At 68.3% G+C, this 13,576-nt stretch carries 17 protein-coding genes (1 of these 17 cut by a window edge); 1 reads left to right on the top strand and 16 read right to left on the bottom strand.

The features are described 5' to 3' along the window. A protein-coding gene (locus EDC36_RS12505; protein ID WP_424565386.1) for a phage tail tape measure protein crosses the window boundary here: on the bottom strand, positions 1–1,959 show its 5' portion. It extends 312 nt beyond the left edge of the window; only the first 1,959 of its 2,271 coding nucleotides appear in the window; the start codon lies at positions 1,957–1,959; its stop codon lies beyond the left edge, outside the window. Positions 1,960–2,278: 319 nt separating this feature from the next. Here EDC36_RS12505 and EDC36_RS12500 point away from each other — a divergent pair, with 319 nt between their 5' ends. Then, positions 2,279–2,611 (top strand): hypothetical protein, encoded by a 333-nt coding sequence (locus EDC36_RS12500; RefSeq protein ID WP_132963603.1) that lies wholly within the window; start codon positions 2,279–2,281, stop codon positions 2,609–2,611. On the opposite strand, the gene EDC36_RS13205 is transcribed toward EDC36_RS12500, so the two are convergent. From EDC36_RS13205 to EDC36_RS12430, 15 genes are read right to left on the bottom strand one after another with little or no spacing between them, the layout of a single operon-like run. Beyond that, positions 2,559–2,717: a hypothetical protein gene (locus EDC36_RS13205; protein WP_161595461.1), complete on the bottom strand. Its 159-nt coding sequence runs from the start codon at positions 2,715–2,717 to the stop codon at positions 2,559–2,561. The genes EDC36_RS12500 and EDC36_RS13205 overlap by 53 nt on opposite strands. Beyond that, positions 2,714–2,983 carry a phage tail assembly protein gene (locus tag EDC36_RS12495; RefSeq protein ID WP_165902871.1) on the bottom strand — a complete coding sequence of 90 codons (270 nt, stop codon included), beginning with the start codon at positions 2,981–2,983 and terminating at the stop codon, positions 2,714–2,716. Before EDC36_RS12495 ends, EDC36_RS13205 begins: the two co-directional genes overlap by 4 nt. 21 nt (positions 2,984–3,004) lie before the next feature. Beyond that, positions 3,005–3,229 (bottom strand): hypothetical protein, encoded by a 225-nt coding sequence (locus EDC36_RS12490; protein ID WP_132963601.1) that lies wholly within the window; start codon positions 3,227–3,229, stop codon positions 3,005–3,007. Between the two features lie 3 nt (positions 3,230–3,232). Beyond that, positions 3,233–3,739 carry a phage major tail tube protein gene (locus EDC36_RS12485; RefSeq protein WP_132963600.1) on the bottom strand — a complete coding sequence of 169 codons (507 nt, stop codon included), beginning with the start codon at positions 3,737–3,739 and terminating at the stop codon, positions 3,233–3,235. 12 nt (positions 3,740–3,751) lie between these two features. Further along, the gene (locus tag EDC36_RS12480; RefSeq protein WP_132963599.1) at positions 3,752–4,918 is read right to left on the bottom strand and encodes a phage tail sheath subtilisin-like domain-containing protein; all 1,167 of its coding nucleotides are present in this window, start codon (positions 4,916–4,918) and stop codon (positions 3,752–3,754) included. A 58-nt stretch (positions 4,919–4,976) separates the two neighbouring features. After that, the gene (locus tag EDC36_RS12475) at positions 4,977–5,663 is read right to left on the bottom strand and encodes a hypothetical protein (protein WP_132963598.1); all 687 of its coding nucleotides are present in this window, start codon (positions 5,661–5,663) and stop codon (positions 4,977–4,979) included. A gap of 12 nt (positions 5,664–5,675) precedes the next feature. Further along, a complete protein-coding gene (locus EDC36_RS12470; protein ID WP_132963597.1) occupies positions 5,676–6,653 on the bottom strand; it encodes a hypothetical protein in 978 nt (325 codons plus the stop codon). A gap of 9 nt (positions 6,654–6,662) precedes the next feature. Next, positions 6,663–7,115: a hypothetical protein gene (locus EDC36_RS12465; RefSeq protein WP_132963596.1), complete on the bottom strand. Its 453-nt coding sequence runs from the start codon at positions 7,113–7,115 to the stop codon at positions 6,663–6,665. A 14-nt stretch (positions 7,116–7,129) separates the two neighbouring features. Continuing rightward, a complete protein-coding gene (locus tag EDC36_RS12460; protein WP_132963595.1) occupies positions 7,130–9,379 on the bottom strand; it encodes a hypothetical protein in 2,250 nt (749 codons plus the stop codon). 3 nt (positions 9,380–9,382) lie between these two features. Further along, positions 9,383–10,594 (bottom strand): phage tail protein, encoded by a 1,212-nt coding sequence (locus EDC36_RS12455; protein WP_132963594.1) that lies wholly within the window; start codon positions 10,592–10,594, stop codon positions 9,383–9,385. Next, positions 10,587–11,531, bottom strand: a complete 945-nt coding sequence (locus EDC36_RS12450; RefSeq protein ID WP_132963593.1) for a baseplate assembly protein — start codon at positions 11,529–11,531, stop codon at positions 10,587–10,589. Before EDC36_RS12450 ends, EDC36_RS12455 begins: the two co-directional genes overlap by 8 nt. Continuing rightward, positions 11,522–12,076, bottom strand: a complete 555-nt coding sequence (locus EDC36_RS12445) for a phage baseplate assembly protein V (RefSeq protein WP_132963592.1) — start codon at positions 12,074–12,076, stop codon at positions 11,522–11,524. Before EDC36_RS12445 ends, EDC36_RS12450 begins: the two co-directional genes overlap by 10 nt. Next, positions 12,073–12,636 (bottom strand): hypothetical protein, encoded by a 564-nt coding sequence (locus EDC36_RS12440; RefSeq protein WP_132963591.1) that lies wholly within the window; start codon positions 12,634–12,636, stop codon positions 12,073–12,075. Before EDC36_RS12440 ends, EDC36_RS12445 begins: the two co-directional genes overlap by 4 nt. Continuing rightward, on the bottom strand, positions 12,636–13,145 hold the full coding sequence (locus tag EDC36_RS12435; RefSeq protein ID WP_132963590.1) for a phage virion morphogenesis protein: 510 nt from the start codon (positions 13,143–13,145) through the stop codon (positions 12,636–12,638). Before EDC36_RS12435 ends, EDC36_RS12440 begins: the two co-directional genes overlap by 1 nt. Then, positions 13,142–13,576, bottom strand: a complete 435-nt coding sequence (locus EDC36_RS12430) for a phage protein Gp36 family protein (RefSeq protein ID WP_132963589.1) — start codon at positions 13,574–13,576, stop codon at positions 13,142–13,144. The genes EDC36_RS12435 and EDC36_RS12430 overlap by 4 nt, the downstream gene beginning before the upstream one ends.

The following is a 13,576-nucleotide window of genomic DNA, read 5'->3' as shown; positions in this document are numbered from 1 at the left end:
CCCCATCATGACGCCGCCCGCGGCCATGGGCGCGGCCAGCCCAGCCGCGACCCCGCGCATCGCGGCAAGCGGCAGGCCCGCGGCACGCTCGATCCCGAGCTGCAGGCCGCCCATCATGACGCCGCCCGCGGCCATGGGCGCGGCCAGCCCAGCCGCGACCCCGCGCATCGCGGCAAGCGGCAGGCCCGCGGCACGCTCGATCCCGAGCTGCAGGCCGCCCATCAGGTGGCCGCCAAGCTCGGCAAAGACACGGGACGGCGAGCGGATGCCGAGCTTGTCCTTGAACCAGTCGGCAATGTTGCTGCCGATGTTGCTCACGCCCTCTTTGAGGGCCGCCCAGCGCTCTCGCATACCGGCGAGTAGCCCGTCGATGATCTGGCGGCCAATGGCGAGCATCTGGCCAGGCATCGCGCTGATCCACTGCCAGGCCGAGGAAAATGCGCCCTTGACCGTCCCCCACACGGCGGCGAGCTTCGGGCCAATGGTCTCCCAGTTGCGCCAGACCAGATACGCCGCCCCGGCGATGGCGGTGAGCGTGAGGCCAATGGGGTTGAGGAGCACGGCGCGCCCAAGCCACAGAATAGCCCGGCCCGCCACCCCGGCGGCCGAGGCAATTGCCGAGCCGACCGCGCCCGCCATCACCGCAAGCTTGCTGCCCCCGGCGGCAAGCACGCCGCCCATGCTGATGACGCGCGCCAGCGCGCCAGCGGCCATGCTACCCAGCGCCGCCGTGGCCCTGCCGACCGCCGTCTTCAACAGCGTCACCGCCATCGTGACCTTGCCAAACGACAGCGAGAGCCCCATCACGCGGGCGGCAGCCGAGGCGACGCTAAACGCGCGCATGGCGGTGAAATAGCCGGCCGCGGCAGCCCCTAGGGTGACCAGTACTTGCGTTGCGCGCGGGAAGGCGTCCATGAGGTCGCTCACCCACTCGAGCGTGACTGCACCCGCGCCGAGCAGCGCGTCGGTCACTGGCTTGATAGCGCGCCCGATGCGCGAGGTGAGTCCTTCCCAAGCCACCGCCAGCCGCTGGGTGGCCGATTCGGTGGTGTCGATGGCGTGGGCGAAGTCCTCGTCGAGCGGGTTGCCTTGGAGCGCTTCGCGGGTCACCTTCTGCTGCAACTCGCGGTACATGAGCGCAGCGCGGATGAACTTGGCCGCCTGCATGTCGGTAAAGAGCTCGCCCAGGCCGTGCGCCTGTTGCAGCTCGGCGATGGCGGCTTGCGCATCGGCGTCCGTCCCCTTGGCCAGCTTGGTCATGAGCTCGCCTTTGCCCTGACGCTTCATGTAGGTCTCGATCAGCTTCAGGGTGGCCCCGACGGCGTCATAGCCCTTGGCTACGAGCCGCGCCTGATCGTGCGCCAGATTGCGGCCGGTCAGGTCTTTCCAGCGGTCGGCAAACTCCCGGCTGGTGACCTTGGCGAGGAAGTTGGCGAGGTTGGTAGCGGCCTCCTCGGCGGTGCCCGCGCCACGGCGCGAAGCCTGCAAATAGCCCACGCCCTGGGCCAGGCCCTTCTCGCCGCGCAAGCCGATGGCGGCCAGCTGCGGGGCCAGCGAAGGCAGGTAGCGGGTCATGTCGGGGATTTCGAACTCGCCCAGCTTGCCGCCGGTGCCCACGATGTTGAACGCGCGCCGCGCGTCCGCGATACCCAGCGTGTCGCGAGCCACCAGTGCCAGCGCGGCCATGTCCTCGGTGGTGGCGCGCCACGCCTTGGCCGCACGGGCCACTTCCGGCATCATGCGGCCGAGCTCGGCCACATCCGACAATCCGCCGGCCGCCAGCCGCGCCATGCCGGTGCGCACCTCCTCCAGCGACAACCGGGTCTGGCGCGCCGTCTGCTCCACGATGGAGCCAAGCCGTGCCTCATCCGTCGTGCGCGCCACCCCCACGGTGATGGCGATGTCGCGCAGCGCCGCTTCCGAGCGCGCCTGGGCCGCCACCACGCCGCGTGCGGCCATGAGGCTGCCGCCTGCGGCCACCAGGTCGGTCCAGCGCGACTGCAAGTCTTGCATGGCGAGCTTGCGCATTTCGGCGCGCACCCCCTCAACCTGCCGGCGCAGCACGGCCATGCGCCGGATGGTCATGTCGGTGGCCGACTGCGCACGGCGGCCAAACCAGCTCACGCTGTCGGCCAGCGTGCGATACTTGGATTTGACCTCATCCTGTCGGCGCTGCAAGATGCGATAGGATCGGTCGGCCTCGCTGGCAATCGACTTGATCGCACCCGATACCGCCCCGGCCCCGACGGCACTCAGAACGATTTTGACGGAGGTATCCATGGCCCTGTCCCGGCTGGTCTATCGCATCGACAACGCGGTCATCAGCCCCGAGCGGCTACTCGGGGCGGCGTGGACGCTCAGTGCCTTGCTCGCGCTGGCCATCGCCATCGCCTTCGGCGAGCCGATGCCGGGGGCGTGGTGGGAGCAGGCCCTGCTATGGACGGCGGCCTTCATCCTGCTGGCATCCATCCTGCTTGTGCCGGTGTTCTCCGCCCTGTGGCTGGCGCTGCGCATGGCCAGCGCCGCGCTCATGGCCGCCTCCATCGTGCTGGAGCCAATCATCGAGCTGTGGCGGCTGATTGCCGCTCGGCCACCGCGCGCGCGGCCTTGAGCCAGCGCGCCGACTCCGCCAGCGGCATCGCCAGTGCTTGCGGCAGACTCAGGCGGCACTGCTGGCACAGCCACAGCACGACCTCGCGCGCGGCCTGCTCGCTCAAGGCAAAAAATCCTCACCCGACAGCTCATCGAACGCCTTTTGCAGCCGCTTCACATCCCGCAGTGGCAGACGGCGGATCACCTCGGGCGGGGTCTCGGTGAGCGAGGCAAACAGCAGCACATCGCGCTCGGCCTCGTCCGCCGTGCGGTTGCGCCGGGCTGCAATGATGTCGTCCCACACCGGCTCGCGCATGGTGATGTAGCCGACCTTCGCCCCATTGATTTCGATGGGGCTTGAGAGCTGCACGCGCACGGTTTGCGGTGCCATGGTTGCAGGTTGTTGATCCATTCAATCCTCCTTTTTCGCCCGTTTGCGGGCCGGTTTGTTCGCATTCGAGGCGACGACTTCATCAGGCTGGCTGGCGCCGGTGACCGCATCGGGCAGTCGCACGATGCCGCGACGGGCAAGCCCCTCGGCGGTGGCGACATCGAGCGTGAGGGTCTCGCCCTCAGCCAGCGCCCGCCCAGGCAGCCACCAGCCTGGACGCAAAACGGTGACGGTGACGGCGCCCATGGTTTACACCCCAAGCGCCTGGCGCATCGCCTGCAGCTGGTCCTGCCCGTCGATGATCGCCACCATGTTCACCGGGTCGAGCTCGTGCAGCGTGCGGCCTTCGATGTCCAGCTTGTAGTAGTGGCACATGGCCGTGATCTTGAGGTCGGAGGCCTCGGTGGGCTTCCACGCGTCCGGCTCGAAGGCAAGCACCGCGCGCATCGTGACCTCGATGGGGCGCGTGGTGCCGTCGTAGTCAACCAGCGCGCCGGTAAAGCGCAGCTGCACCAGCCGCCCGGGCACCACGGCAAACTGCGCCAGCACGTCGGGGTCGTAGCCGGTAAGGGTGAAGGAGCATTCCAGCTTTTCCACCGCGCCCATTGGGACGGCGACTTCTGCCCCCATGCCGCCCGCCTTGTACTCGCGCACGATGGGGGCGAGTTTGGGCGGGGTGAACTCCGTCACGCGGCCCAGGTAGCCTTTGCCAGCCACGAAGGCGTTGAGGTTGGCGAGAATGTGCTGGATGGCCATGATCGTCTCCTATCAGGCGGCAAAGAGCTCGGCGGCGTAGTCGGCCACCAGGTGCGAGCGGAAGGTCACGCGCTCGGCCGGCGCGGGCGGCGTGAAGTCGAAGTCGAAATACACCTTGCCCGCGGCGATGTTGGCCGGGCTGTTGAGCTCCTCATCCAGCCAGCAGCGCCCGCCCAGGATCGCGCCCACGCTCTTCAAGTGCCGCAGGTAGGCGTTGACCGACTCTTGCACATCGCGCACATAGGCCTTACCGATGGCGCGGTCCACCGCCCACAGGTGCGCTTGCAGCAGCGACTCGTGGATCATGTCGGCGGTGCGCCGCACCGACAGAAACGCCCACTTCGGGTCGGACGAGCAGGTGCGGTTGCCCCACAGGCGGATGCCCTGCTCGGTGATGAGTGTGGCCACGCCGGGTTCGTTGAGCAGGTTCGCTTCGGAGTCCACGCGCCCGAGGCCAAAGTCGATCGGCCGCGCCGGGCGCTCGATGCCCACGAGCGGGTTGTTCGATGGCGAGTGCCAGAACCCGCGCTCGTTGTCGATCTTGGCGATCAGCCCGGCCACATGGGGGCTGACCGGCACCACGTCGCCATCGGCCACCGCCCAGGGGTCGATGAGGTAGGCGCGGCTGGAGTCGAACTGCGCGCGGTAGGCGATCGCGGCGGCCGTCGTGCTGTTCGGCCCGTCGATGAGCGCGATGGCGCGCAACTTGTCGGCCTGCGCGATGAGCGCATCGGCGACGAGCTTGTGCTGACTCAAGCCAGGCGCCAGCAGAAGGCGCGGCACGACCCCCAGCACGCTGCGCGCCGTCTCCAGCGCGGCGATGCCGGTGCGTGCGCCGCTGCCGGTGTCGATGCCGCCGACGACGGCGGCCAGGCGCTCGTCGACAGTCGCGGTGGATGGATTGTCGGCCACATCGGGTACGCGGATGACGACGATGGGCGGCGCGTAGCCCTGCGCGTGGATGGCTTTGATCGCCTGCGGCAGCGTACCGGTATTGCCTAGGCCGGCGGCGCTGCGCGGGGTGGCGACCAGCACCGGCGTGTCGAGCGGAAACACCGACGCTTGCGCGTCGGGCGCTGTGCCGACCAGCCCGATGACGCTGAATCGAGCTGTCTGAATGGGCCGCAAACCGTCGTCGATCTCGATGACCTCGACGCCGTGATGGAAAGCGGTAGGCATACTATCTCCTTTCTGGATATCCGCTAACTAGCGATGATGTCGCGCGATCTGCGCTTTGTCATGAGGCGGTATGACCAACAGCGGCCAGTGCCAGTACTTCCGCCGCCCGACCAGCGCTTATCAAGCCTGCAATCTCAAGCGCTTGCACGCCGGCGATGGTCTGCGGGTCGTCAAGGTTGATGTCGCTGGCGAGCCTGAACTTCTCCCACCACGCCTTGAGTGCTGCATTGGCTTCGGCGGCGGCGAGGATTGCCTGCATTTCCGCATCGGTGAAGCGGTCGGAGAATGCCTTGTGGGTGAGCCGCCGAGGTGGCGCCACAGGCACGTCCACCGCCCAGGTAAATCTCTGAACGCTGCCAACATCGGTCAGGGCGTCGACAGCCGCCTCGGCGGCATCGCTCGACCGGCGGATGGCCTCCCGCTCGGCCAGCACCGCGTCGACCTCAGCCAAGGTCGCCCAGCCGGCTGCTTCGCGCTCACGGGCACGCTCCAGCTTCCAGTCCGTGGCCTCGATCAGCCGAGCGGCTTCGGCCTTGATGCGCGCTTTGCGGGCAGCCTTCGCGCGCTCAAGAAGCGCCACAGGGTCGCGGGTCAGCCCATGGCCGTCGTAGGCCCACTCGGCTACATCGTCGGGATTGAAGTCTTCCGGCAGATCAAGAAGCAACTGGTGCTTTTCAGGTATGAAGCCATCGTTGGCGATACCAACAATGGCGTTGGTGTTGAGGTCGATAATCGCTTTTTGCATGTCCGCCGCTACTTAGTTCATGTTCACCACGTAAGCCTGGAACGGGTAGTTATTACTCCAGTTGTAGTGCCGCAGGTTGCTGTAGGCCCGCACGCGCGTCGTCCATGCGGTCGTGGTCGTGAAGACGTCATCGCCCGAACCGGACCCGCCGGCCAGATCCCTCAGGTAGTTCGTGTCCGAACCGCCGGTATTGCGTACCCGCAGGGTCATACTCTTGCCGCTGATGAATGTGCTCGTCAGGTTTGACGGGTTGTTGTTCATCATGCTGACCCTTGGATGGGTTAGCAACGAGTCTATGACTGCGGCGGGTGCATTCTGAATCGCGGCCAAGGCCGTGCTGCTGGCCCATAGAGCACCACGGGCCACCGAGTCGTTGAGCACAGCGTTCATCGCCGTGCTGCTGGCCGCCACCGCCTGCATCGCCGTGCTGCTGGCCACGACCGTGTTCCACGCTGCGCTGTTCGCCAGCAACGCACTCATCGCCGTGCTGCTGGCCGCCACCGCCTGCATCGCCGTGCTGCTGGCCGCCACCGCCTGCATCGCCGTGCTGCTGGCCGCCACCGCCTGCATCGGCATCGCCGTGCTGCTGGCCGCCACCGCCTGCATCGCCGTGCTGCTGGCCGCCACCGCCTGCATCGCCGTGCTGCTGGCCGCCACCGCCTGCATCGCCGTGCTGCTGGCCGCCACCGCCTGCATCGCCGTGCTGCTGGCTGCCACAGCCCGCATCGCCTCGGGGCTGGACAGGATGCGCTCGAAGGTTTCGCGGTTGGCGGCGTCCTGCAGCCAGGTCTGTAGCTGCCCGCCGCTCATCAATTCGAGCAGCCGCAGCGCCGATGGGCCGATCAGGTCGGCCTCGGCGATGGCGGCCGCCATTTTGTACAGCGCCCCGGCGGCGAGCAGCTCGTTGGTGGTGGCGGTACTGATATTGACCGCCGCGAGACGGTTTTCCGCCTCAGTCAGGTAATTGTTGCGAAACTGGGTATAACTCATGGCGACTCCTTACAGGGCTGCAAACACCAGGGTTTCGATGGTGCTGATTCGGTCAGCCAGCGCCTGCCGCGCCGTCTGCTCGGCGGCGATGGCGGCCTGCCGCGCAGCCTGCTCTGTGGCGATGGCGGCCTGCCGCGCAGCCTGCTCTGTGGCGATGGCCGCATCAAGCTGCGCCTGCGTGGCCAGGTTGCCGACGTTGCCGATGGCGGCTTCCAGGTCGGCACGCAGCTCTTGCAGCGCATCGAGCGTGGCCTGCGTCTGGGCGATGGCCGGCCCGACCAGCACGTCGATGCGCTGCAGGCCAAAGGCGGTGAGATCATCGATCACGCCTTGAAGACTGGCGCGCTGGTCTTCGAGCTGCGCGATACGCGCGTCGATGTCGGCCAGCACCGGGTTGAAATAATCCTCCGCCAGCGGCGTGATGCCATCGCGCATGCGGTAGGCGGGAAAGCGCACGGGCATCGCTCAGTCTCCCGTCACAGTGCCAGGTCGTAGCGCTCGGCCACATGCCATGGAGCGGTGGCCGTGACGCCGTTGCCGCTGATGCGGATGCGGTAGCTGCTCAGTGGCGTGGCGGGCGCAAAGCGATATTCGCGCCAGCGGCTGCGGCCATCGACGATATCGTCGCGCGTGGTGGACGGGTTGATGGCGGTGCTGCCAGCAAGGATCTGACACGCGACGGTGTGCCCGGCTGCCGGGTCGAAGTCTTCCAGCAACAGGCGGACGCGGATGTTGCTCGACGCATAGCTGAGCGTGCGCTGGGTGCTGATGTGCACGAAACCGGTGCCGGTGCGTGCTACGCGCACCTGCGAGCCTGTCAGCCGCACCGCCGGCATCAGGTCGCTGGTGCCGATGAAAACCGCCCTGATGGGCAAGATGGCCGCTCCACCGAACACTGGATCGCGGTCTGCGGTGATAGGCCGCCAGACTCCGCCCGTCTGATACTCAAACACGAGGCTCGTGGGATCCGGCGTCACTCCATCGAAAAGCATGTCGATGTCGGCGATGCCGCCTGCCAGTTGCAGCGGCTGCATCTGAATGACGGTACGCGGCGAGCGGAAGCGCGCGAAGTTCAGCCGCATCATTAGGTCGCGGTCTGCGCTGCCTTCGGACAGCCACTGACCATCCTGTCGATAGAGCAAGATGCCCTGAGTGTACTCAGTGCCATCGGTGAAGCCAACCCGATGCGGTGCGCCGCTGGACAGGACGATGGCATAGCGGCGGCCAGACTCGACCATCACGGGGTCGGTGAACGGGATGCGCAGCCATCCGCCTGTCAGCGCGGAAGCCGAGAGGTTAGCGCGGGCGATCACGCGCGATTCATCCGGCACCCCAAGCGGGGCGTCGCACAGCAGCACGGTCAGGCCGCCGGAAGGTGACACCGATGTGAAGTACAGCTCGATGCTGGTCAGCCAGCCGGTTTGTGCCATCAAGATCGTCTGCGCCAACAGCGACCCCTGGATGGTGTGGGTGTTGGTGACCGCTTCCCAGTACGTTTCTGTGTAGTTGTCCAGCCAGAAGCGCGTGCCACGAACGGTGCCGCTTTGGCTGAGCATGTTTTGCACGTCGGATGGGTCGATCTCCCAGGTCTCATCACCACGTCGATAGATGCGCGTGATGGGGTCGAAAGCGCCCTGCCGCCAAAACCCAGTGTTGGTGCAATACGTGCGCGTCTCCCCATAGCGGATGCGCTGCCGCGATAGGGTGCGCTGCACCATGCTGGTGGTCTGGTACTGATACTGGTTGATGGTGATCTCGCCGCGGCGCGTCTCCATGCGCAACCGCGCCACCTCATCGTAAGCCGGCAGCAAAAGCCCGCCGGCCGATACGCTGGCGTCTGGGTCGATGGGGTTGAGCAGCGCCAGCGCCGACGATTGTGTCCCCACGATGGGCGGACGGATGCCCTCTTCGGCGCGGGCGCTGTAGTCTGGGTGCGCGGTGTCGCTTTCGTCGTTGCCCAGGAAGTGGTCGGCCCCGTAAAAAGCGTAGTCGTCGGGCATCTCAAGCCGCTCCTTCACGCGGGCCATATCCTGAGCCAATTGCAACATCTGCTCAGTGGTCGCGGTTTGCGCGATTTTTTGCCCAAGACCTGCGATGTCGCTCATGATGTGGGCGATGCGCGGCTCGGCGCGGGTGATCCAGCCCTCGGCAGTGCGAAGGCGCTGGTCCACGGCAAAAAGGTTGGGCAGTTGTCGAGTCGTTGCGAGCACGACTTCTTGCACACCGGTTGGCGACAGCCGTACGTGCGCCAGCAGCGTGTAGCCGGTCGGCGGCTCGGGTCGCTCTGGCGTGGGGCTTTCCAGCCCTTGGGCGATGTGCACGACCGCCACGCGGCGGCGCTGCATGGCCACGGCTTCGGGCTCGACTTCGCGCGTTTGAAGGTCGATCAGGAAGTCGCGCGGCTGGATGTCGGTGTCCTCTTCTTGGCCGAATACCGATACCGCCAGCCATTTCTGGTCTTGCAGCGGCAGCATCGCAAAGACCGAGTGCACCTGGGCGCTCTCGATGGCGTAGACCTTGCCGCTCGGGCCGTCATACAGACGGCCAGGAGACACCTCGATTTCGGTAGCACTGCGAGCGGTGACGGTCAGGCCGACGAACTGCCGCTCAGGTGTGATGGCATCCGTCACCAGGTGACGGCCGGCCTCGTCTGCCCACTGCTGGCTGTTGTTGAGATCGGCGGCCTGCAGCTCTTGACGGTCGCGGTAGATGACCTGTTTTTCCATGTATCAGCTCCTGGGGATGGTCTGTCCGGCCAGCACGCGGCCGGCCATGTAGATGCGTGAAGCACGTGCGGTAGCGTGCAAGCGCGAGCGCACGAGGATCTTGTCGTGAGTCGCCCTGGACCAGTCCATGGCGTCGAGCACTGGCGCGATGCGCCGGTTTGCGTCGCCGCTGGAAAGTGGCGCGCGCATCGCCGTGGAGGCGATGGCCATGGGCAGCCGCCGCGCAGGCATGCGGACATGCGCGATGGCTACAAAAGGCGGGCTGGTCAGGCGCGCAAAGCCGATGTAAGTGGGGCCATGCTTGGGCCGCGCAGCAACCTGCGGATCGTGCAGGCGGATACGTGTATAAATTCTGGATTGCGCGTCCGACCGCGCCGTGTGTGTAATCGGGGCGCCCAGGCAGGATGCATGCACGCGGGCGGCACGCTCGGCCACTGGCTCGGCATCTGGCGTCAGCGGCTTGAGCGATGGCGACATCTGGCGCATCAGCAAAAGATGCCGGCGCTCGCGGTACGACACCCGCGCGATGCGCCAGTAACGCGCGCTCGCGTCGGCCCGGCTGATCACACCCGCCAGCGGATCGCTGAGCACCAGTCCAACGGCCACCGCGCGCCTGGACAGATCGATGGTGCCGGTGCCATCGTCGTCGATAGTGGACCAGCCATGCGTCGTCAAAGGCTCGACGCGGCCATCCGGCCATACGATCTCGGCCCTGATGGCGGCGCGCGCCATCGCCGCCGTGCGCACGGGAGGCTCGCTGGGGTCGCGTATGTAGGCGCTGCCCAGCGCAAAGCCCTCTGATGGAGCGCGCTGGCGTGCCGATCGAATGCGCATCTGCGGGTGTGCATCCAGCCACTGGCGGCGGCTCGCCTCGTCCCAGAAGCCGAGGAAGGTTTTCGCGGGCGGCATCTCCAGCCGGGCGATGTGCGCGCCAGCCAGCCTGGCGAGCTCGCGCAGCCCCTTCGGGGTGCCGATGAGCGCATGCAGGCGCGGGCTGGCCTGGATCAGCGCGCGGCGAGAGGCCTCATCCGCCGGCCGCACGGGCGGCAGGTCTTCGCCCGCGCCCAGGTGCGGCAGGAGCGCAGCCGGGATGCGGGCCGGATCGGCCAGCGTGTGGATGATGTTTGCGCCCGGCGTCCAGGGGCCGATGGCTCGGCTGATGGCGCGCTCGGTCCCGGTGGCGGCCAGCGGCAGGAGATCGGCGCGCTCAGTCATGGCGCGCCTCCGTGCTGATCGCCACGTCGGTGATGGCGGCGATCTCGCCTTGCCCCACGGACACATCCGCCGTCGGCTGCGTCAGGATCACATCGCGCAGGCCCTCGACCATGAGCGCGGCCACGATCTGCGCGCGCGTCAGATCCACGCGCAAGCGCATCTGCGCGGCCAGCGCCATGAGCCGCGCGCGCGCCTGCGCGGCCAGCAGTGCGCCATCCGGCCCTGGCGGGTGCACGAGCGTCGCGACCACCTGCACCGGCTTGACGGTGGCGGTCGTCACGTCCACCTCCACCGACAGCGGGCGCACGTCCTCCGCGAGCAGCGCGGCGGCCACCTGCGCGACGATGGCGTCCGCTGCCGTCGCCGCGCGCCAGCGCATGGGCGTGGCTGCGTCGTGCTGCGGGTGGCGGCCAAAGAGCGCCTCGCCGATGGCCGCCTGCGCCTCGGTCATGGCGGCGGCCTGCGCGGCTACGCGCGCCAGCAGGCAGACCTTGACGCGCCCAGGGCGGTCGGCCCACACGTCCACCTGACGGATGTCGGTCGAGACCGACAGCGCGCGCAGCATCCAACTCTGGCGGCTGCCAGCCGCCGACAGCGCGTGGTAGCCGATGAGCACGCGGCGGCGGAACCGCTCATCATCCTCGCCCGGCAGGCGGGCAAGGTCGTAGCGGGCGGCCAGGTTGTCGAGGTCGGCGCCCACGGCCCAGGGCAGCATCACGGCCTTGGTTGCGTCGTTGACCCGCTGGCGCAACACCATCTCGCGCCACGCCGCCACCTCGAGCAGCTTCACCAGCGGCTCGGACTCCAGCGCCAGCACCGGCGCGAGCTCAGGCGCGCGCGCGATGAGATCGGCCTTCAGGGCCGAGAGGATGGCCTCGAAGTCCAGCGTCTCGACGACGGCAGGCGCGGGCAGGCGCGACAGGTCGATCACTGACATGCCGGCGCCTCCCCGCCCGTCGGGCCGTCGCTTGTGCTATCGCCGCGGCGCACGCCAGTGTGCCGATGCTTGCGCAAGCTCACGCCTCCGGCATACACATCGCCGGTGACCAGCAGGTCGCCTTCGATGCGCACCACGCAGGATGCGTGCAGGATCAGCCGGTGCGTGTCGCGCTCGTAGCGGATGTAGCCGCCATCGTCCCAGGCCAGAAGCGTGTGCTCCGGCTTGTCTGACGGCGCGGCAAAGCCAGGCCGCTGCTGCTGAAACACCGCTGGCAGCGCCACCGCCTGCGCCATGTCGCCCGATGGCGCCAGCACCAGGCACTGCTCGCCGATGGCCGGCGCCTGCCACACGCGCAGGTGGCCGGCCGACCACGTGGCCCACGGCAGCCATCCGGTGCGCACGGACGTCTCGCCGTCGCCCGCGATGCGCACCCGCGCGCGGCAGCGCTGCGCGTCGAACTCGGTCACGGTGCCAAGCCGCACCGCGCCGCCGCGGCCCCAGTCGGCGGCCTCCAGCGTGAGGGTGTCAGGCGTGGTAGTCATGGCAGCAGCTCGCCGATATCCTGCTCGCCCACGCTGGGCGCGTCGCCCTGAACACGTTCGTATTTGGGCTCGTGGGCCGCGCCGATCCACGGCGCCCAGCTCGAATACAGCGCCTCGTAGCGCTGGTGCAGCAGGCACGATGGCAGCGCCGCCGGATCGACGGGCGCAAGCTCGTAGCGCCGACTGGCCTCGATCTCCCACAGGCCGATGCCGGGCTGATCCAGCCCCGCCTCGTCGCGGTAGATGAGGCGCGCATCGGTCACCAGCGGGTCGGCGGCCACCACCGCCAGCGCCACCTCGGCCATCGCCCAGCCCGCCTCGGCGGGCACCCGGCGCAGGTCAGCGAGCCGCGCCAGCACGTAGACGCGCAAGCGCAGCGTGGCCTCGCGGGCCTTGACATCCACGCCTTCGCAGGTGACGTAGATGCCGGGCAGCTTGATGAGCCACTCGCTAACCTTGCGTCCGGAGAGGTCTTCGGCGTGCACGGCCACCACGGCCGCGCCCGGCACGGCCGCGGCGATGCGGTCTTTGAGGGAGGCGAGGGCGGCGAGGATTGGCATCACGCGCCCCCCACACCGCCTGCGACGTGGCGGCGGATGATGTCCTCGATCTCGCTCTTGGCCTGCTCAGACAGCCCAAGGAATGGCCGCGCCGGGATGCTGACGCGCCGCCCGCGCCCGGCCCGGCCCCCGAACTGGTGAATGGCCGCGTGCGGCAGCTTGGTGCCGACCACGGCCTCGGTGTCGGTGACGCTGTACACCTGGATGCTGTTGCGCAGCTGGCCGGTGTCCAGCAGCGGCTTGGCGTCGGCAAAGCGCGCCAGCGTGCGTGCGCGGTTCTTGACGTAGCCCTTGGGCGAGTGCCGCCGCGCGCGCGAGACGATGCTGGCGGGCTTCAGGCGCGGCCATGCCTTGCCGTCAGGCGAGCGGCTCTCGTCGAACGCCTGCATGGCCGCCTCGCGCAGCACCTGCGCGGCCGCCGCCAGCGCCGGGCGCATGTTGGCGATGCGCCCCTGCAGCCCATCGATGGCGACCTTCAGCGCCCGGTCGTCGAGGGTGACGGTGATCATGGCCCCATCCCCGCCAGTGCAGCGTCCGTCATGACGCGCGGCGGCGCCCAGCCGATGCCAGCGCCCAGGCTCACCACAGGCGATCCGCCATCATCGAACGGCAGCGCCACCTGGCCTGCGGCAATCGCCTGCAGCTCGCGGATGGCGTCCTTGTAGGCGACATAGGCCGGGTGCTCCACCGGCACGTCGCGCCGCCACAGGTTGTAGCGCGCGATCACGGCCACCAGGCGCTTGAGCGCCGGCGGGGCCGGATCAGGGATCGGCGCGGACGTTGCCTTGCGCACGTAGGCCAGCACCTCGTGCTCGGCGTCGTCGATCGCAGCCTGCACCGCGCCCGCATCCTCGCCAGCCGGAGCGTCGCGGTCGGCCAGACGCACGATGTCGTCCGAGCCGATGCGCGCTTCCAGCTCCGCTCTGGTGAGGATCGGCAT

Source organism: Tepidimonas ignava (assembly GCF_004342625.1).
Lineage (GTDB): Bacteria > Pseudomonadota > Gammaproteobacteria > Burkholderiales > Burkholderiaceae_C > Tepidimonas > Tepidimonas ignava.
The sequence above is the reverse complement of the archived record's forward strand: the minus strand, read 5'-3'. Positions and strand labels throughout refer to the sequence as shown.

Coding starts and splice junctions, on each gene's coding strand:
- EDC36_RS12500 (WP_132963603.1), top strand. CDS start 2,279: ATGGCCCTGTCCCGGCTGGTCTATCGCATCGACAACGCGGTCATCAGC.
- EDC36_RS12495 (WP_165902871.1), bottom strand. CDS start 2,983: ATGGCACCGCAAACCGTGCGCGTGCAGCTCTCAAGCCCCATCGAAATC.
- EDC36_RS12490 (WP_132963601.1), bottom strand. CDS start 3,229: ATGGGCGCCGTCACCGTCACCGTTTTGCGTCCAGGCTGGTGGCTGCCT.
- EDC36_RS12485 (WP_132963600.1), bottom strand. CDS start 3,739: ATGGCCATCCAGCACATTCTCGCCAACCTCAACGCCTTCGTGGCTGGC.
- EDC36_RS12480 (WP_132963599.1), bottom strand. CDS start 4,918: ATGCCTACCGCTTTCCATCACGGCGTCGAGGTCATCGAGATCGACGAC.
- EDC36_RS12475 (WP_132963598.1), bottom strand. CDS start 5,663: ATGCAAAAAGCGATTATCGACCTCAACACCAACGCCATTGTTGGTATC.
- EDC36_RS12470 (WP_132963597.1), bottom strand. CDS start 6,653: ATGAGTTATACCCAGTTTCGCAACAATTACCTGACTGAGGCGGAAAAC.
- EDC36_RS12465 (WP_132963596.1), bottom strand. CDS start 7,115: ATGCCCGTGCGCTTTCCCGCCTACCGCATGCGCGATGGCATCACGCCG.
- EDC36_RS12460 (WP_132963595.1), bottom strand. CDS start 9,379: ATGGAAAAACAGGTCATCTACCGCGACCGTCAAGAGCTGCAGGCCGCC.
- EDC36_RS12455 (WP_132963594.1), bottom strand. CDS start 10,594: ATGACTGAGCGCGCCGATCTCCTGCCGCTGGCCGCCACCGGGACCGAG.
- EDC36_RS12450 (WP_132963593.1), bottom strand. CDS start 11,531: ATGTCAGTGATCGACCTGTCGCGCCTGCCCGCGCCTGCCGTCGTCGAG.
- EDC36_RS12445 (WP_132963592.1), bottom strand. CDS start 12,076: ATGACTACCACGCCTGACACCCTCACGCTGGAGGCCGCCGACTGGGGC.
- EDC36_RS12440 (WP_132963591.1), bottom strand. CDS start 12,636: ATGCCAATCCTCGCCGCCCTCGCCTCCCTCAAAGACCGCATCGCCGCG.
- EDC36_RS12435 (WP_132963590.1), bottom strand. CDS start 13,145: ATGATCACCGTCACCCTCGACGACCGGGCGCTGAAGGTCGCCATCGAT.
- EDC36_RS12430 (WP_132963589.1), bottom strand. CDS start 13,576: ATGCCGATCCTCACCAGAGCGGAGCTGGAAGCGCGCATCGGCTCGGAC.